Origin of the sequence: Streptomyces sp. NPDC086554, assembly GCF_040686095.1 — a bacterium.
In the GTDB taxonomy this organism is placed as follows: domain Bacteria; phylum Actinomycetota; class Actinomycetes; order Streptomycetales; family Streptomycetaceae; genus Streptomyces.
Genome location: NZ_JBFBJK010000003.1, coordinates 244498 through 259347 on the forward strand (window position 1 = coordinate 244498; position 14850 = coordinate 259347).

At 69.9% G+C, this 14850-nt stretch carries 11 protein-coding genes and 4 pseudogenes; 9 read left to right on the forward strand and 6 right to left on the reverse strand.

Translation table 11 applies throughout. The features are described from left to right. Together AB0O76_RS06140 and AB0O76_RS06145 are read left to right on the forward strand one after the other, a co-directional pair. Window positions 1–1188 (forward strand): methyltransferase, encoded by a 1188-nt coding sequence (locus AB0O76_RS06140; RefSeq protein WP_365485983.1) that lies wholly within the window; start codon window positions 1–3, stop codon window positions 1186–1188. Then, on the forward strand, window positions 1185–1847 hold the full coding sequence (locus tag AB0O76_RS06145) for an alpha-ketoglutarate-dependent dioxygenase AlkB (RefSeq protein ID WP_365485985.1): 663 nt from the start codon (window positions 1185–1187) through the stop codon (window positions 1845–1847). Before AB0O76_RS06140 ends, AB0O76_RS06145 begins: the two co-directional genes overlap by 4 nt. A gap of 1 nt (window position 1848) precedes the next feature. Here AB0O76_RS06145 and AB0O76_RS06150 read toward each other — a convergent pair whose 3' ends face one another. After that, window positions 1849–2679 (reverse strand): oxidoreductase, encoded by an 831-nt coding sequence (locus AB0O76_RS06150; RefSeq protein WP_365485987.1) that lies wholly within the window; start codon window positions 2677–2679, stop codon window positions 1849–1851. Window positions 2680–2782: 103 nt separating this feature from the next. On the opposite strand from AB0O76_RS06150, the gene AB0O76_RS06155 reads away from it, so the two are divergent. Continuing rightward, the gene (locus AB0O76_RS06155; RefSeq protein WP_365485989.1) at window positions 2783–3706 is read left to right on the forward strand and encodes a LysR substrate-binding domain-containing protein; all 924 of its coding nucleotides are present in this window, start codon (window positions 2783–2785) and stop codon (window positions 3704–3706) included. Between the two features lie 397 nt (window positions 3707–4103). After that, the gene (locus AB0O76_RS06160; RefSeq protein ID WP_365486339.1) at window positions 4104–5159 is read left to right on the forward strand and encodes a glycoside hydrolase family 43 protein; all 1056 of its coding nucleotides are present in this window, start codon (window positions 4104–4106) and stop codon (window positions 5157–5159) included. A gap of 38 nt (window positions 5160–5197) precedes the next feature. Here AB0O76_RS06160 and AB0O76_RS06165 read toward each other — a convergent pair. Beyond that, window positions 5198–5425, reverse strand: a pseudogene (locus AB0O76_RS06165) (substrate-binding domain-containing protein); the annotation flags it as partial. Here AB0O76_RS06165 and AB0O76_RS06170 point away from each other — a divergent pair. Then, on the forward strand, window positions 5396–5608 hold the full coding sequence (locus AB0O76_RS06170) for a hypothetical protein (protein ID WP_365486341.1): 213 nt from the start codon (window positions 5396–5398) through the stop codon (window positions 5606–5608). The pseudogene AB0O76_RS06165 and the gene AB0O76_RS06170 sit on opposite strands and share 30 nt — an antisense overlap. On the opposite strand, the gene AB0O76_RS06175 is transcribed toward AB0O76_RS06170, so the two are convergent. Then, a complete protein-coding gene (locus AB0O76_RS06175; protein WP_365485991.1) occupies window positions 5545–6750 on the reverse strand; it encodes a histidinol-phosphate transaminase in 1206 nt (401 codons plus the stop codon). The two genes, AB0O76_RS06170 and AB0O76_RS06175, sit on opposite strands and share 64 nt — an antisense overlap. A 150-nt stretch (window positions 6751–6900) precedes the next feature. On the opposite strand from AB0O76_RS06175, the pseudogene AB0O76_RS06180 reads away from it, so the two are divergent. Continuing rightward, window positions 6901–7062 (forward strand): annotated as a pseudogene (locus AB0O76_RS06180) (hypothetical protein); the annotation flags it as partial. Between the two features lie 55 nt (window positions 7063–7117). On the opposite strand, the gene AB0O76_RS06185 reads toward AB0O76_RS06180, so the two are convergent. Then, window positions 7118–8386 (reverse strand): FAD-binding protein, encoded by a 1269-nt coding sequence (locus AB0O76_RS06185; protein WP_365485993.1) that lies wholly within the window; start codon window positions 8384–8386, stop codon window positions 7118–7120. A gap of 244 nt (window positions 8387–8630) precedes the next feature. On the opposite strand from AB0O76_RS06185, the pseudogene AB0O76_RS06190 reads away from it, so the two are divergent. After that, window positions 8631–9770 (forward strand): annotated as a pseudogene (locus AB0O76_RS06190) (rhamnogalacturonan lyase); the annotation flags it as partial. A gap of 157 nt (window positions 9771–9927) precedes the next feature. Continuing rightward, window positions 9928–10071 (forward strand): hypothetical protein, encoded by a 144-nt coding sequence (locus AB0O76_RS06195; RefSeq protein WP_365486343.1) that lies wholly within the window; start codon window positions 9928–9930, stop codon window positions 10069–10071. Between the two features lie 84 nt (window positions 10072–10155). Here AB0O76_RS06195 and AB0O76_RS06200 read toward each other — a convergent pair whose 3' ends face one another. Continuing rightward, a complete protein-coding gene (locus tag AB0O76_RS06200) occupies window positions 10156–10653 on the reverse strand; it encodes a peptidylprolyl isomerase (protein ID WP_365485995.1) in 498 nt (165 codons plus the stop codon). 84 nt (window positions 10654–10737) lie between these two features. Next, window positions 10738–13221, reverse strand: coding sequence for an alpha-L-arabinofuranosidase C-terminal domain-containing protein (locus tag AB0O76_RS06205; protein ID WP_365485997.1), 2484 nt, complete (start codon window positions 13219–13221; stop codon window positions 10738–10740). Between the two features lie 264 nt (window positions 13222–13485). On the opposite strand from AB0O76_RS06205, the pseudogene AB0O76_RS06210 reads away from it, so the two are divergent. Beyond that, window positions 13486–14837: pseudogene (locus tag AB0O76_RS06210) on the forward strand (extracellular solute-binding protein). Window positions 14838–14850: the final 13 nt, after the last annotated feature.

Here is a 14850-nt window from a genome sequence, read left to right on the forward strand (position 1 = left end):
ATGAACCGGCTGACCACGTCATGGGGCGCGTACGACCTCACACGATTTCCCGAGGACCCTCGCGACCAGTTGCGGGCCTGGTCCGCGGCCGACGCCTATCTGCTGCGGCATCTCGCCGGCGAGACGGAGGAGGAGCCCGTCGACCTCTCCGGCACGGTGGCCGTCGTCGGTGACCGCTGGGGTGCGCTGACCACCGCGCTCGCCGGGCGCGGGCACACGCCCACGCTGATCACCGACTCGTTCCTCGCGCACGAGGCGACGCGGGCCAACGTGGCGCGCGCCGGTCTCGCGCCGGACGCGGTGCGGCTCTCGACGACCCGGGACACTCCGCCGGACCGTATCGACGTCCTCCTGGTCCGCGTGCCGAAGAGCCTCGCGCTTCTTGAAGACCAGTTGCACCGGCTCGCACCCGCCCTGCACGCGGGCACTGTCGTCGTCGGTACGGGCATGGTGACCGAGATCCACACCTCCACCCTGGAGCTGTTCGAGCGGATCATCGGCCCCACGCGGACCTCCCTCGCCCGGCAGAAGGCGCGCCTCATTTTCTGTACGCCGGATCAGCGGACGGGTGCCAACTCCAGTCCCTGGCCGCGCAGTTACGTCCTTGACGGCGACTCCGGAGCGGGCTCGGGGCTCACCGTGGTCAATCACGCGGGCGTCTTCTGCGCCGAACGCCTCGACATCGGCACCCGCTTCTTCCTGCGCCATCTGCCGACCGGCAGGGGCGGCGCGCACATCGTGGACCTGGGCTGCGGCAACGGCGTGCTCGGCACGGCCGCCGCCGTCGCCGACCCGGAGGCCACGGTCACCTTCATCGACGAGTCCTACCAGGCCGTCGCGTCGGCGGAGGCCACCTTCCGGGCCAACGCCGACGACGCCACCAAGGCGGAGTTCGTGGCGGGCGACGCGCTGACTGCCGTGCCCGCGGGGAGCGTGGACCTCGTCCTGAACAATCCGCCCTTCCACAGCCACCAGGCGACCACCGGCGCGACCGCCTGGCGGATGTTCAGCGGGGCGCGCGCCGCGCTGCGCCCCGGCGGTGAACTGTGGGTCGTCGGCAACCGCCATCTCGGGTACCACGTGAAGCTGCGCAAGCTCTTCGGCAACTCCCAAGTCGTCGCCAGTGACCCGAAGTTCGTGGTCCTGCGCGCCGTGAAGGGGAGCGTGAAGGGGAACTCGTCGCGATGAGCGGCGAGTTGTTTCCCCGGACGCGGTCGGAGATCGCGCCCGGGGCCGTGCACGTGCCCGACTGGCTGACGCTCGACGAGCAGCGGAACCTGGTCGCGTCGTGCCGGGAGTGGGCCCGCCCGCCGGCCGGTCTCAGGACGGTCAGGACGCCGGGCGGCGGCATGATGACGGCCCGTCAGGTGGGGCTCGGCTGGCACTGGTTCCCGTACGGGTACGCGCGTACAGCGGTGGACGGCGACGGCGCCCCGGTGAAGCCGATGCCGCCGTGGGTCGCGGCCCTGGGCCGTGCGGCCGTCGACGCCGCTTACGGGAGCGCGGAAGGGGCCTTGGAGAGTGGTGAGGAGTACGACATCGCGCTCATCAACTTCTACGACGCCCAGGCCCGGATGGGCATGCACCGGGACGCCGACGAGAAATCGGCATCGCCGGTGGTCTCGCTGTCCCTCGGCGACTCGTGCGTCTTCCGCTTCGGCAACACGGAGACGCGGACGAAGCCGTACACGGACATCGAGCTGCGCAGCGGCGATCTGGTCGTCTTCGGGGGGCCTTCGCGGCTCGCCTACCACGGTGTGCCGCGCGTGTACGCGGACACCGCCCCGCCGGACCTCGGTCTGACGGGGCGGCTGAACATCACGCTGCGGGTGAGCGGGCTGAAGTGACTCAGGCGTCGAAGGCGGTCGCCCGCGTCACCGGCTCCCACGCGGCGATCTCCGCGCGGACCGCGTCGAGATGCCCGACGACCGCGTCCACCGCGTCGTCGCCCAGCGGAAGCCGCAGCGGCGTCTCGTCGGCGTCGAGCGCCGTGATGATCGCGGCGGCGGCCTTCGCCGGGTCGCCCGGCTGGTCCCCGTCGCCGCCCGCGACCATCTTGCGGGTGGCGCCCGCCGTCTCGGCGTAGTCCGGTATCTCGACGGCACCGGCACTGGTGTTGCCGAACAGGCTGGTGCGGAACGCGCCGGGCTCCACGATCAGGACCTTGATGCCGAGCGGCCCCACTTCCTGCGCCAGCGCCTCGGAGATCCCCTCCAGGGCGAACTTGGTGCCGCTGTACGCCGAGAACCCGGCGAACGACATCTGCCCGCCCATGCTGCTCATCTGCACGATCGCCCCGGAGCGCCGGGCCCGCATGTGCGGAAGGACGGCGCGGGCCAGCGCCGCGGGCCCGAAGACATGCACATCGAACAGGGCCCGCAGCTCGGCGTCCGAGTCCTCCTCCAGGGCGCCGACATGGCTGCGGCCCGCGTTGTTCACCAGGACGTCGATCCGGCCGTGCCGGTCGGTGACGTCCCGCACCGCGGCCTCGATGCCCGCCGTGTCGGTCACATCGAGGGTGAGCGCCTCGACCTGGTCGGGGTGGGCGGCGACCAGGTCGTCCAGGGACGCCACATTGCGGGCGGTCGCCACGACGACGCCGCCGGCGGCGACGGCCGCCTCGGTGATCGCCCGGCCGAAGCCGCTGTTGGCACCCGTCACGAGCCATACCTTCGTCATCACGAACTCCCTGGAGATGTAACGGACTTCCTCGCTCTTCTCTGTACGCGGATCAGCTTGCCGCCGGGGTGAGTGGCCCGTCCAAGACCTGACGTGATAGCTGATGGTTATGGACGTACACAGCAGGAACCTCCGGTACTTCGCCGCCGTGGCGCGGGAGTTGCACTTCACGCGGGCGGCCGAGCGGCTCTTCGTCTCGCAGCCCGCGCTGAGCAAGCAGATACGCATGCTGGAACGGCAGCTGGGCGCCGACCTGTTCGTACGGGACCGCCAAGGGGTGCGGCTCACCGCGGTGGGCTCCGCGCTCCTCCCGCACGCCCAACAGGTCCTGGAGGTATGGGAGTCGGGCATGGCGGCGGTCGAACACGCCAAGACGCAGGAGCGGGCCGCGCTCGTGGTGGGCATGAGCACACGGCCCGCCCGTGGAGGGCTGCTCCCGGCCGTCCGGTCCCGCTTCACCGAGGCGCATCCGGCGGCCACCGTCCGGCTGCGGCAGGTGAGTTGGGAGGATCCGAGCGCGGGCCTCGCGGACGGCGCGGCGGATGTCGCGTTCATCTGGCTGCCCCTGCCCGACATGGAGCGCTACGCATGGCTCGTGGTCGCCGAGGAGCCGCGTCATGTCGCCCTGCCGGAGGACCACCGCCTCGCGGCCCGCGACGCGATCGACTTCGCCGACCTTCTGGACGAACCGTTCCTCGCGCTGCCGGAGAGCGCGGGAGCGCTGCGCGACTACTGGCTCGCCCTGGACGCCCGCGAGGGCAGGACGCCCCGGATCGGCGCCGAGATCGCCAGTACCGACGAGACGTACGAGGCGCTGGTGGACGGCCGCGGCGTCTGTCTGGTCGCCACCGGCAACGCGCCCCTGATCACGCTCGGCGGCGTCGTCACCCGCCCGGTCCGCGGCATCACCCCCAGCCGCTTCGCCCTGGCCTGGCGCGCGGACGACCGGCGCCCGCTGGTGGGTGCGTACGTCACGGCGTGCAGGGGAGCGCTCGGTTCGGCGGTCCCCGGGCGCGTGCGGAGCTGAAGACTCCCGCCAAATTCCTCTTTCCTCGTCAGCACCGTTGACCCCGCCGTAACACGCCCTTACCGTTTCGGCGTTCGAGATTACAGATGACGTACGAAATATCGAACGTCGCGTATGGGGAGGCCCGTTGATGGAGAGCAGGGTGCTGCGCAAGGCGGCATGGCGGCTGCTGCCGTTTCTCGGCCTGCTGTATGTGATCGCCTACATCGCCGCGGTCGTCGACTCCACGGGCAGCGCCCTGACCGGCCTGCTCTTCCTCCTCGCGGTGGCGGTGCTCGGCCTGCTGCGGCGCGCCCTGAGCACGCCGCCGGCCGCCGCGCCCCTCGGCGGGGCTGCCGACGGCCGTGGAGAAGCTCACCTCGTAGCCCGAATCCGCCCACCTCTCCGAAGGAGCCGTATGAGCCGCAGTGACATACCCAGCCGCAGAGCCGTCCTGAGAGGGACCCTCGCCACCGGCGCCGTACTCGCCGCGCAGGGCCTCGCCCAGGGCCCGGCCCACGCCGCGTCCGGGCCGCGTGCCTACCGCAATCCGCTCGTCGAACAGCGCGCCGACCCGCACATCCACCGGCACACCGACGGCCACTACTACTTCACGGCCACCGCACCCGAGTACGACCGCATCGTCCTGCGTCGCTCCCGCACCCTGCGGGGCCTCACGCAGGCCGACGAGTCCGTCATCTGGCGGCGGCACACCACCGGCGACATGGCCGCGCACATCTGGGCGCCGGAGCTCCACCGCGTCGACGGCGCCTGGTACGTCTACTTCGCCGCCGCCCCCGCCTACGACGTGTGGAAGATCCGCATCTGGGTCCTGGAGAACACCAACGCCGATCCGTTCAAGGGCAGTTGGACCGAGAAGGGGCAGATCACCACCGCCTGGGACACCTTCTCCCTCGACGCCACCACCTTCCGGCACCGGGACAGCCGCTACCTCGCCTGGGCGCAGTACGAGCCCGGGCAGGACAACAACACCGGCGTCTTCCTGTCCCGGATGGCGAACCCCTGGACCCTGACGGGGCCTCAGATCCGGCTGACCACACCGGAGTACGACTGGGAGCGCGTCGGCTTCAAGGTGAACGAGGGGCCCTACGTCATCCAACGCAACGGCCGGGTCTTCCTCACCTACTCGGCGTCCGCCACCGACTTCAACTACTGCGTCGGTCTGCTCACCGCCGACGACGCGAGCGACCTCATGGACCCCGCATCCTGGTCCAAGTCACCCACCCCGGTCTTCACCAGCAACGACGCGACCGGCCAGTACGGTCCCGGCCATAATTGCTTCACCGTCGCCGAGGACGGCCGCACCGACGTCCTCGTCTACCACGCACGCCAGTACAAGGAGATCGAGGGCGACCCCCTGAACGACCCCAACCGCCACACCCGCATCCAGACGCTCGGCTGGAAGGCCGACGGCACACCGGACTTCGGGGTCCCGGTGCCCGACGCCGGGTAGGCGCGGCGGCGGTGGCCGCGGTCAGGCCGAGCCCCCGGTCAGGCCGAGCCGCGGCGCACCAGCTCCGTCGGCAGGATGACCGCGGCCGGGTCCTCGCCGCCGATCTGCGCGAGCAGCACACGGACCATCTCCGCGCTGATCCGGTCCCAGGGCTGGCGGACCGTCGTCAGCTCGGGGCGGGTGCCCAGGGCGGCGGAAAGCCGCTCTATGTCGCCGAGACCGCCTACCCCTTCCGCCTGGACAGCGACGACGACTGGGAGAACGTCATCGACAAGACAGCGGAACTCGTGGCCGGCTACCCCGCCACCGAGGCGGGCCAGGCGGCCACTGTTCGACTACGACGGCGTGCCCACCGAGGCCATGAATGGGTTCGCGCACCGCTGACTCAGGCTCGCATCACGAGACGGTCCACGGCGGCGGTTCCGGAGGTGTACGTCCCGGAGGCATAGGGGACGGGCAGCCCGCCTGCCGCACCCGACGGCAGCGTCTGTTCGAGCGCGCCGAGCAGCCGCTGCACATCGGTCGGCGGGCGGACCACCAGGCGCAGGAAGCGGCTTGAGCTGCCGATCTTGTTGCCGCACTCGCGGATGAGGATGCCGTGTTCCTCCAGGAGCCGGTCCCGCAGCTCCGCCCCGTCGACGCCGTCGGGCAGCCGGGCGTACACGAAATTGCCCTGCGAGGGATAGGTGACGAGGCCGGGCAGGCGGGCCAGGTGCCAGATCATCTCCTGGCGGTCGCGGCGCACCTGACGCAGGCTCAGGTCGTAGGCGTGACGGTGCTTCTTCAGCATGAACACCACGGTCTCCGCGAAGGAGTTGAGGTTCCACTTCGGCAGCGCGTCGCGCACCTTGCCGGCCAGGCCCGGGTTGGCGACGAGATAGCCGAAGCGCACGCCGTGCAGCCCGAAGTTCTTGCCGAGGCTGCGCAGCACGATCACATTGGGGCGCAGCACCGCGTCGTCCACCACGGTCGGCTGCGGTTCGGCGTCGGCGAACTCCAGGAACGACTCGTCCACGACCACCAGATCCAGGTCCCGCAGCGCGTCGAGCAGCGCGAGCACCGAGTGGCGCGGCAGCAGGCCGCCGTCCGGGTTGTTGGGGTTGCAGATGACGGCCGTGCGGGAGCCGCGGGCGCGTACGAAGTCGACGAAGGCCGCCGGGTCCAGGGCGAATCCGGCGGCCTGCGGCAGCGGGAACATGTCGACCCGCTTGCCGGTTTCCATCGGCTGATCGGTCCACCGGCCGAACGTCGGCACCGGCACGGCCAGCGCGTCACGGACCAGCAAGTGGTCGATCCAGGTGATGAGTTCGGTGGAGCCGTTGCCCATCGCGACGGTCTGCGGATTGAGCCCGAGCGCGGCGCTCAGCTCGGCGGTCACGGTGTCCGCGCTGCTCGGGTAGTACGTGAGGATGTCCCGAAGCCGCCCGCTGAGCTCGTCGAACATCTCGGGCGTGGGGAAGTACGGATTGCACGGGATGCAGAAGTCGATGAGCGGCCGCCCGCCCTCCGCCGTCCGGCTCAGCGTGGAGTACGAGGGGCTGTGCGCCGTGGACGCGCGGAAGAGGGCGGTGACGGTGCCCGCGTCTGCCATGGAGGTTGCCTCCGGGTGCTCCGTATGGGGGAGGTGCTGACTCCCGTACATACGGACGTGGGGCGAGGCTTGCTCAACCGGTGGGGCTGGAGGGGTGGTTGATGCGGACAGTGGCGGCGCACCGACCGGGTCGTCGCGGCGGCCCGCGCCGAGGCGCTGACGCCCTTGGTGTCGGCGGCGCTCCTGCGGCACGCGGTACGCGGCGAGTGCGTACCCCAAGTGGCCGACACCATCCGGGGGTTGGCCGCCGCCGACCCGCTGGACCTCGCGCCCCTGCCGGCCGTCGGCCACCACTCGGGAGCGCACCTGGCCAGGGGGCTCGCAGGTCGGCCTGGCCTGAACCGCCCCGCCGTAGCGCGCGCGGGGCTCACCCGTCGAGGACATCCCGTACGAACGCGTTGCGGAACGTCCCCGCCGGATCCAGCTTCCCCGCAAGCGCGGCGAAGTCACCCAACCGCGGGTAGTGGGCGCGTAGTTCGGCGGGCGGCACGCGGAACACCTTCCCCCAGTGCGGACGCGCCCCGAACCCCGCGAGCCGCTCCTCGATGAGCGCGAGCACGGGAAGCACCTCCGCCGTACGAGGCACCCAGGTGAAATGGAAGGAGACCGTGTCACGACCGTACGCGGGACTCAGCCACTGGCTGTCCGCGGCGACGGTACGCACCTCGCAGACCTGCAGCACCGGCGCGATCGCTTCCCGTGCGGAGTCGAGGGCGTGCAGCGCGGCGATCGCGTCGGCGCGCGGGAGCAGATACTCCGACTGCAGCTCGGCACCGCTGCTCGGCGTGAACTCCGCCCGGAAGTGCGGCAGTCGTTCGTGCCAGGGTCCCGGCACCCCGAGCTGCGGAGTGCAGTTCTCCGCGGGCATGCCGGGCACCGGGTGCAGGGGAGCGGAGGCCGGGGCGGCCCAGGGGAAGTCGACGGGCGGCGTCCCGTCGTGGCGTGCCTTGAGCCAGACCTGGGTGAAGCGGGGGCGCCGCCAGTCGGTGAACAGACTCACGCTGTACGCCGCCGAGCTGATCGCCTCGAACGTATCGAAGTCCAGGGCGGGCAGCGGGAGTTCGGTGAAGACGCGCTGGCTCACCTCGAAGGCGGGCTCCAGGTCGAGTGTCAGTGCCGTGACGACGCCGAGCGCTCCGAGGGAGACCACGGCGCCGTCGAACCCGTCGTCGCCGCGGCGCAGCGTCAGCGTCGCCCCGTCGGCTGTCACCAGGTCGACGGCGGCGACCGCCGCCGACAGCGAGCGGTTGGCGTTGCCCGAGCCATGGGTGCCGGTGGCGACGGAGCCCGACACGGAAATGTGCGGCAGCGAGGCCATGTTGGGCAGCGCGAGCCCCTGCTCGTGGACGCGGCGGGCAAGTTCCGCGTAGCGCACACCGCCCGCCACCCGCACCGTGCGCGCCGCCGTGTCGACGTCGACGGACGGCGGCAGCGCGGTCAGCGACAGCAGCGTGCCGTCAGGGCCGTCGGTGTCCGCTATCCGGTTGAAGGAGTGCCCGCTGCCCAGGACCCGCACCTGCCGACTGCCCGCGACCAGTTCGCGCAGGGCGTCCAGGGATGCCGGCCGGTGCAGTCGATCGGCGCGGAAGGCAATGTTGCCCGCCCAGTTGGTGGGTGCGGGGCCGGTGTCGCTCATCCCTGACGGTCCTCCCTTACGCGGTGCCGGTGGCGGCAGCCGCTGTTCGGTATCCGGAACGCTGTTCGGCAGCGTGTTCGCTTCGCCGACGCTACCGTGGCCCGCCCGCTGCCGGGGAGGGGTACGACCGGCCTCGGCTGAAGGAGGGCCCAGGGCCGGACCCGGGACCTCACAGGGAACCGGCAACCTCACCGGCGCCCGCGGCGACCAGCAGGTGTTCTCGCCCCCGACCTGTGAGGTCCCGATGTCCCTCGTACCTGCCACAACACACCGCCGCCGCAGAGGCCGACTCCTCGCGGCGACCCTCGCCGCCGTCCTCGTCGGCACCGGTGCCACCCTGGCCGTGGACCACTACGCGGACGCTGCCGACACGCTGCCCGCGCCCGCAAACAAGGCGACGAAGGCGCTGGCCGCCGCCCGGGTCGCCGAGCGGCTCGACCGCGGCCTGGTCGCGGTCCCCGCCGACGGCGGAACACTCGTCACCTGGCGGATGTTCGGCGACGACCCCGAGGGCGTGTCCTTCAAGCTCTACCGCGGCGGAGAGCTGATCACAGAAGCGCAGCAGACCAACTACCTGGACAGCAGCGGCAGTTCATCGTCGACGTACGAGATACGCGCCGTCGTGAACGGCACCGAACAACCCGGCGAGAAGGCAGGCGTCTGGGGCGCGGGGCGCCTCGACATCCCGTTGCGGAAGCCCTCGGGCGGCACCACCCGCGACGGCGTCGCCTACACCTACGCCGCCAACGACACCTCGGCAGGCGACCTCGACGGCGACGGACAGTACGAGCTGATCGTGAAATAGGTGCCGTCCAATGCCACCGATGTCGCCAACTCCGGCACCTGCACCGGACCGACGGTCTACGACGCGTACGAACTGACCGGCGAACGGCTGTGGCGGGTCGACCTCGGCACCAATGTCCGCAGCGGCTCCCACTGCGACTCGTTCCAGGTGTACGACTACGACCGCGACGGCAAGGCCGAGATGGCCGTCCGCACCTCCGACGGATCGAAGGACGCGGCGGGCACCGTCATCGGCGACGCGGACGCCTCGCACCTCGCCGACAACTGCGCGGTCCTCAGCGGACCCGAGTATCTGTCCGTCTTCAACGGCGAGAGCGGCAAGGTGATGGACTCCGCGCCCTTCGAGCCGGCCCGCGGCTCCGTCGCCGACTGGGGCGACACCTGGAGCAACCGCGAGGGCCGGCTGCTCTCCGCCACCGCCTACCTGGACGGCACGCGGCCCAGCATGGTCTTCACCCGCGGCATCTACGAGCGCACCGCGCTCGCCGCGTACGACTGGAACGGCTCGGACCTGACCCGCCGCTGGAAGTTCGACAGCAACAGCTCGACGAACCACGGCAAGGGCTACGACCAGCAGGGCAACCACAATCTCGCGGTGGCCGACGTCGACGGCGACGGCAAGGACGAGATCATGTACGACGCGAAGACGGGCGAGGTCCTGTGGGGTCAGAAGACCGGCACGGACGTGGGCCGCGGCATCTGCGCGGACCGTCTGGCGGAATGCCGACTCCACGGCCCTGCGGCTCTACAGCACGCCCCACCCGACGGAGCACCGGCTGCCGACGCTGATGCACGACCCCGTGTACCGCACGGGCGTGGCCTGGCAGAACACGGGTTACAACCAGCCTCCGCAGGTCAGCTACTACTTCGGGACGAAGTAGGCCAGTCAGGCGAAAGCGGTCATGGGTGAGCCCCCGCCTCGCGAGGCGGGGGCTCATGCCACGTGCTCAGAGTGACCAGAGTGCTTAGAGGGCTCCGGAGGCCGCGATGGTGATCTTGGCCTTGGTGGCGCCGGACTGCGAGCCGAGGGCCTCGATCTTCTTCACGAGGGCCATGCTGTCCTCGTCGGCGACCTCACCGAACACGACGTGCTTGCCGTCCAGCCAGCCGGTGACGACCGTGGTGATGAAGAACTGCGAGCCGTTGGTGTTCGGGCCCGCGTTGGCCATCGAGAGGAGGCCCGGCTTGGTGTGCTTGAGCTGGAAGTTCTCGTCGGCGAACTTCTCGCCGTAGATGCTCTTGCCGCCCGTGCCGTCGCCCCTGGTGAAGTCGCCGCCCTGGAGCATGAACCCCGGGATGACGCGGTGGAAGCTCGAGCCGGCGTAGCCGAAGCCCTTTTCGCCGGTGGCGAGCGCGCGGAAGTTCTCCGCGGTCTTCGGCGCGACGTCGTCGAACAGGTTGAACGTGATCCGGCCCTCGGCCTTGTCATTGATGCTGATGTCGAAATAAGCCTTGATGGTCATGCCGCTCATCCTGTCATTGCCCTGTCCCCACCCGCCAACCGAACCCCCCGGTGAACCTCCCGCGACCCCGGTGACCAGGCATGATCAGTCGGTCTTGATCCTCATGAAGGTGATCGAGTTCGCCGGGAAGGTGTACGAAAAGGAGTCGGACACGCCGTCCAACGTCGAGATCACGGGTTTCACTGGAGTCGCGTCCTTCGTGTTCTCCGCGGCCGGGTCAGCGGCGAGCGTGGTCACCTTCGCGGTCGGCGCGACCCGTGTGCCCGAGCCGAGACCGATCTTGGTGCGGGCCTCCGTGCCCTGTGCGTTGACGACCTTGACGATGAGGTCACCCGTGGCCTTGTCGCGCGTGACGACCTGACGGAACGGCTCGGCGGGCTTGTCGTCGGTGAAGGAGCCCCACTTCTTGCCGTCGAGGTAGAGCGTCACCTGGCGGCCGCGCACCTCCACACGGAGGTCGTAGCTGCGGCCCGTCTCGATGGTCGTGGTGTCCTGGACCATGGTCTGCTTCGCGCCGTCGACGGTCTTCTCCACGGCCGACTGCGTGTTGTTCCAGCCGCCCAGGTTCCACCAGTAGTGGTTGCCGGTGTCCTTGACCCCGAAGGCGACCATGAAGCCCTCCTTGCCGGACTTCTTGGTGGCCTTCACGTTCAGGTCGTAGTTCTGCCACCCCACGTCGCCCGCCGTGACCAGGGTGTTCTCGGCGGCCTCGTCGGACTGGACGTACGCACCGTCCTTGACCGCCCAGGTGCCCTTGTCCGCCGCCTCGGTCCACTGGCCGTCACCGGCGGAGAAGTCGTCGGACAGGAGCGTGCCGCCGTCCTCGCCGGTGACCTTCACATCGTCGTACGCCGCGCTGGTCGCCCAGGTGGACAGGCCGACGGCGCCGGTGATGGGCCCTGACGTGCCGGGGGTTGCGGAGGCCTTGGACGGTACGACCTCGTCGCCGACGTTGCGCATGAAGAGCTTCTGCGTCTCGTAGTTGGCCGAGCCCCATGACTGGTCGTTGTCGAACCAGATCATGTTCGGCTTCCACTGCACGTAGTCCTCGTTGGCGAGCAGCGGGGCGTACGAGGCGAGCTTGACGATGTCGGCGTTGCGTTCAAGACCGGTCATGTACGCCGCTTCGGAGAGGGCGTTGGAGAACTTGTTGCCCTGCGATGCGTACTCGCCGAGGAACACCTTCGGGCCCTGGCGGTCGTAGGAGTCGTAGCGGTCGTTGTTCTCCAGGAACCACTGCGGGCTGTTGTAGTAGTGCTCGTCGACCATGGCGACGTCCGCGTCGCGGTTGAGCTGCCAGGCCTTGTCGAAGGTCGAACCGCTGTCGTCGGGGCCGGAGTTGGAGATGACGGTGATGTCCGGGTGCTTCGCCTCGATGGCCGCGCGGAACTCCTTGAAGCGGGCGAAGAACTCCTCGGGGAGGTTCTCTTCATTGCCGACTTCCAGGTGGGTGAGGTGGAAGGGCTTCGGGTGGCCCATCGCCGCCCGCTTCTTGCCCCACTCGCTCGTCGCCGGGCCGTTGGCGAACTCGATGAGGTCCAGGGTGTCCTGGATGTGCCGCTTGAGCAGGGCCGGGTCGTCGGTGGCCTTGTTCTGGCCGCAGCCGGTCACCAGGGCGGGGGCGACGGGCAGCGGCATGGCGCCGGTGTCCTCGGCGAACTGGAAGTACTCGTAGTAGCCCAGGCCGTAACTCTGGTTGTAGCCCCAGAAGTTGGCGTTCGTGGCGCGCTGCTCGACCGGGCCGATGGTGTCCTTCCACTGGTAGGAGCGCTTGCGCTGCCAGCCGGACTGCTCGTCGTACGCCTCGTGGGAGCCGGTGTTGACCAGGCAGCCGCCGGGGAAGCGCAGGAAGCCGGGCTTCAGGTCGGCGACCTTCTCGGCGAGGTCCTTGCGCAGGCCGTTCGCGCGGCCCTTGTAGGTGTCGCGGGGGAAGAGCGATATCTCGTCGAGCGCGACGGGGGCGCCCGATGCGACCGTGAGGCGGCCGGTGGCCGAGGTGCGGCCGGCGGTGAACGCGGCCTCGTACTTCGCCCAGCCGCCGCGCGCGGTGACCCGGCGGGCCGGGGCCAGTTCACCGGAGGCGTCGCGCAGGGTGAGGGTGAGCGGCGCGCTCCCCGTGCCGCCGGTCCGGGCCCAGACCGAGAAGTCGTAGCGCTTGCCCTTGGCGACCGCGATGCCGGTGTTGTAGCCGGAGTTGGTGACGGATGAACCGCCGTCCAGGGAGAGGTAGTTGCGGTTGCGGGCGTTGAGGCGGCCGTCGTCGTTCACCACCTTCGCGGTACCGGAGGTGTCCCACGAAGTCAGCGGCTTGTAGGCGGCGTTGTCGGCCGTGCTGTACTCGAAGGAGCGGTTCTGGACGAGCTCGGCGTAGAGGCCGCCGTCCGCCGCGCGGTTGATGTCCTCGTAGAAGACGCCGTACATCGAGTCGTCGATCTTCGCGCCGGTGTGGGTCGGGTCGACGTCGATCGTGTAGTTGGTGGGTTCGGCCGCGGCGGTGGGTCCCGCGGCGAGCGTTCCGGCGAGGAGGGCTCCCGCAGTGAGCCCGAGTCTCCAGCGTCTGCGTGCCATGCGTACCCCAGTCTTTGTGCGGTATGTCGAACGCTGATCAGTTGGTCGAACGGCAACTTAAGGAGCGGGGAGCGGTGCGTCAACGCATTGCGCAGGAAGTGGCCGATGTGCGTCCCAGGGTTCGTGATGTCGAACAACTTCCGGGAATTTGACGGGACTTCGGCCGCGGTGCTGTCCGAACCGTTGACGCGTCGGGCGTTCAACCTTACGGTCCCGTTCGAAGTTGCGAGCAGCATTCGAAATATCGAACAGAAGTGAGCCGCAATGTCACCACCCCTCCCGAGCCGACGAGGTGTGCTCGGCGGCATAGGAGCGCTCGCGGTCGCGGGCAGCTTCGGCCTCGCCGCCGCCAATCGCAGCGCCTCCGCGATCGCGTCGGACGCGGACGTACGGGTCCGCTACTGGAATCTGTTCTCCGGCGGCGACGGCGCCAACATGATCGCGATGCTCGACGCCTTCCGCGCCGCGAACCCTCGCGTCGGCGTCTTGGACTCGACCTCCAGTGGGGCAACCCGTACTACACCAAGCTCGCCATGGCGGCCTCCGGGAACCGCGCCCCCGACCTGGCTGTGATGCACCTGGGCCGGATCCCCGGCTTCGCGCCCGGACAGCTGCTCGACCCCTGGGACGTACGGCTCCTCGCCAAGTACGGCGTGCGCGAGGCGGACTTCAACCCGTTGCTGTGGAAGCGCGCCGTGATCGACGGCAAGCTTTACGGCCTCCCCCTCGACATCCACGCACAGCTCTGCTTCTACCGCAGGGACGTGTGCGAGAAGGCGGGACTGCTCGGCACGAACGGTGATCTGGCGCAGGTCACCTCGCCCGAGGACTGGTTCAAGGCGCTGAAGGCCGCCAAGAAGGCCGTCAAGGGAAACGTCCACACCATCGGCATCAAGGCCGACGAGCCCAACTTCTCCTGGTGGTTCTTCCTGACCTTCTACACGCAGCTCGGCGGCACCTGCCTGAGCGCCGACGGCCGGGACGTCACCTTCGACACCGACAAGGGCACCCAGGTCCTGGAGTTCCTGCGGCAGCACCTTGCCGACGGCTACTCGACCGCGATCGGCGCCGCCGACGGCGAGGCCTTCGTGAACGGCTCCGCCTTCGCCTGGGAGGGCAACTGGTCGGTGCCCGTCTTCAGCGGCGCGAAGCTCAAGTACGGCGCGACCCCGCTGCCGCCCGTCTTCGGCGCACCCGCCACCCACACAGAGTCGCACTGCTTCGTCCTGCCTCACCAGTCACAGCGCGGCGGCGTCACCAACGACGGCGCGCACCAACTGGCCGCGTACGTCGTCAAGAACGCCACGGCGTGGGCGCGGGGCGGCCACATCCCCGCCTACCTGCCGACGCTGGACGACAAGAAGTACAGGGCACTCAAGCCCCAGTCCGAGTACGTCTCGGCGATGGACCACATGGCGGTCGAGCCGCCCGCCTGGTTCGCGGGATCCACGGGGCTCCTCGCCCAGCGCATCGGCCCCGTCATCGCCTCCTCCAACGTCGGCTCCGCCGAGCCCGACGCCACGGCCCGCCGCATGAAGGACGTACTCGAAAAGCTGGTCGCGATGAAGAACCCGATGGAAGGCCGGTCCGCGACCGAGGGAGGGTCCGCCGCGTGAGCGCCGTCGAGAC

What these genes read in the sequence shown, in the direction of transcription:
- AB0O76_RS06140 (WP_365485983.1), top strand. Translation starts at nt 1, where the DNA reads ATGAACCGGCTGACCACGTCATGGGGCGCGTACGACCTCACACGATTT.
- AB0O76_RS06145 (WP_365485985.1), top strand. Translation starts at nt 1,185, where the DNA reads ATGAGCGGCGAGTTGTTTCCCCGGACGCGGTCGGAGATCGCGCCCGGG.
- AB0O76_RS06150 (WP_365485987.1), bottom strand. Translation starts at nt 2,679, where the DNA reads ATGACGAAGGTATGGCTCGTGACGGGTGCCAACAGCGGCTTCGGCCGG.
- AB0O76_RS06155 (WP_365485989.1), top strand. Translation starts at nt 2,783, where the DNA reads ATGGTTATGGACGTACACAGCAGGAACCTCCGGTACTTCGCCGCCGTG.
- AB0O76_RS06160 (WP_365486339.1), top strand. Translation starts at nt 4,104, where the DNA reads ATGAGCCGCAGTGACATACCCAGCCGCAGAGCCGTCCTGAGAGGGACC.
- AB0O76_RS06175 (WP_365485991.1), bottom strand. Translation starts at nt 6,750, where the DNA reads ATGGCAGACGCGGGCACCGTCACCGCCCTCTTCCGCGCGTCCACGGCG.
- AB0O76_RS06185 (WP_365485993.1), bottom strand. Translation starts at nt 8,386, where the DNA reads ATGAGCGACACCGGCCCCGCACCCACCAACTGGGCGGGCAACATTGCC.
- AB0O76_RS06200 (WP_365485995.1), bottom strand. Translation starts at nt 10,653, where the DNA reads ATGACCATCAAGGCTTATTTCGACATCAGCATCAATGACAAGGCCGAG.
- AB0O76_RS06205 (WP_365485997.1), bottom strand. Translation starts at nt 13,221, where the DNA reads ATGGCACGCAGACGCTGGAGACTCGGGCTCACTGCGGGAGCCCTCCTC.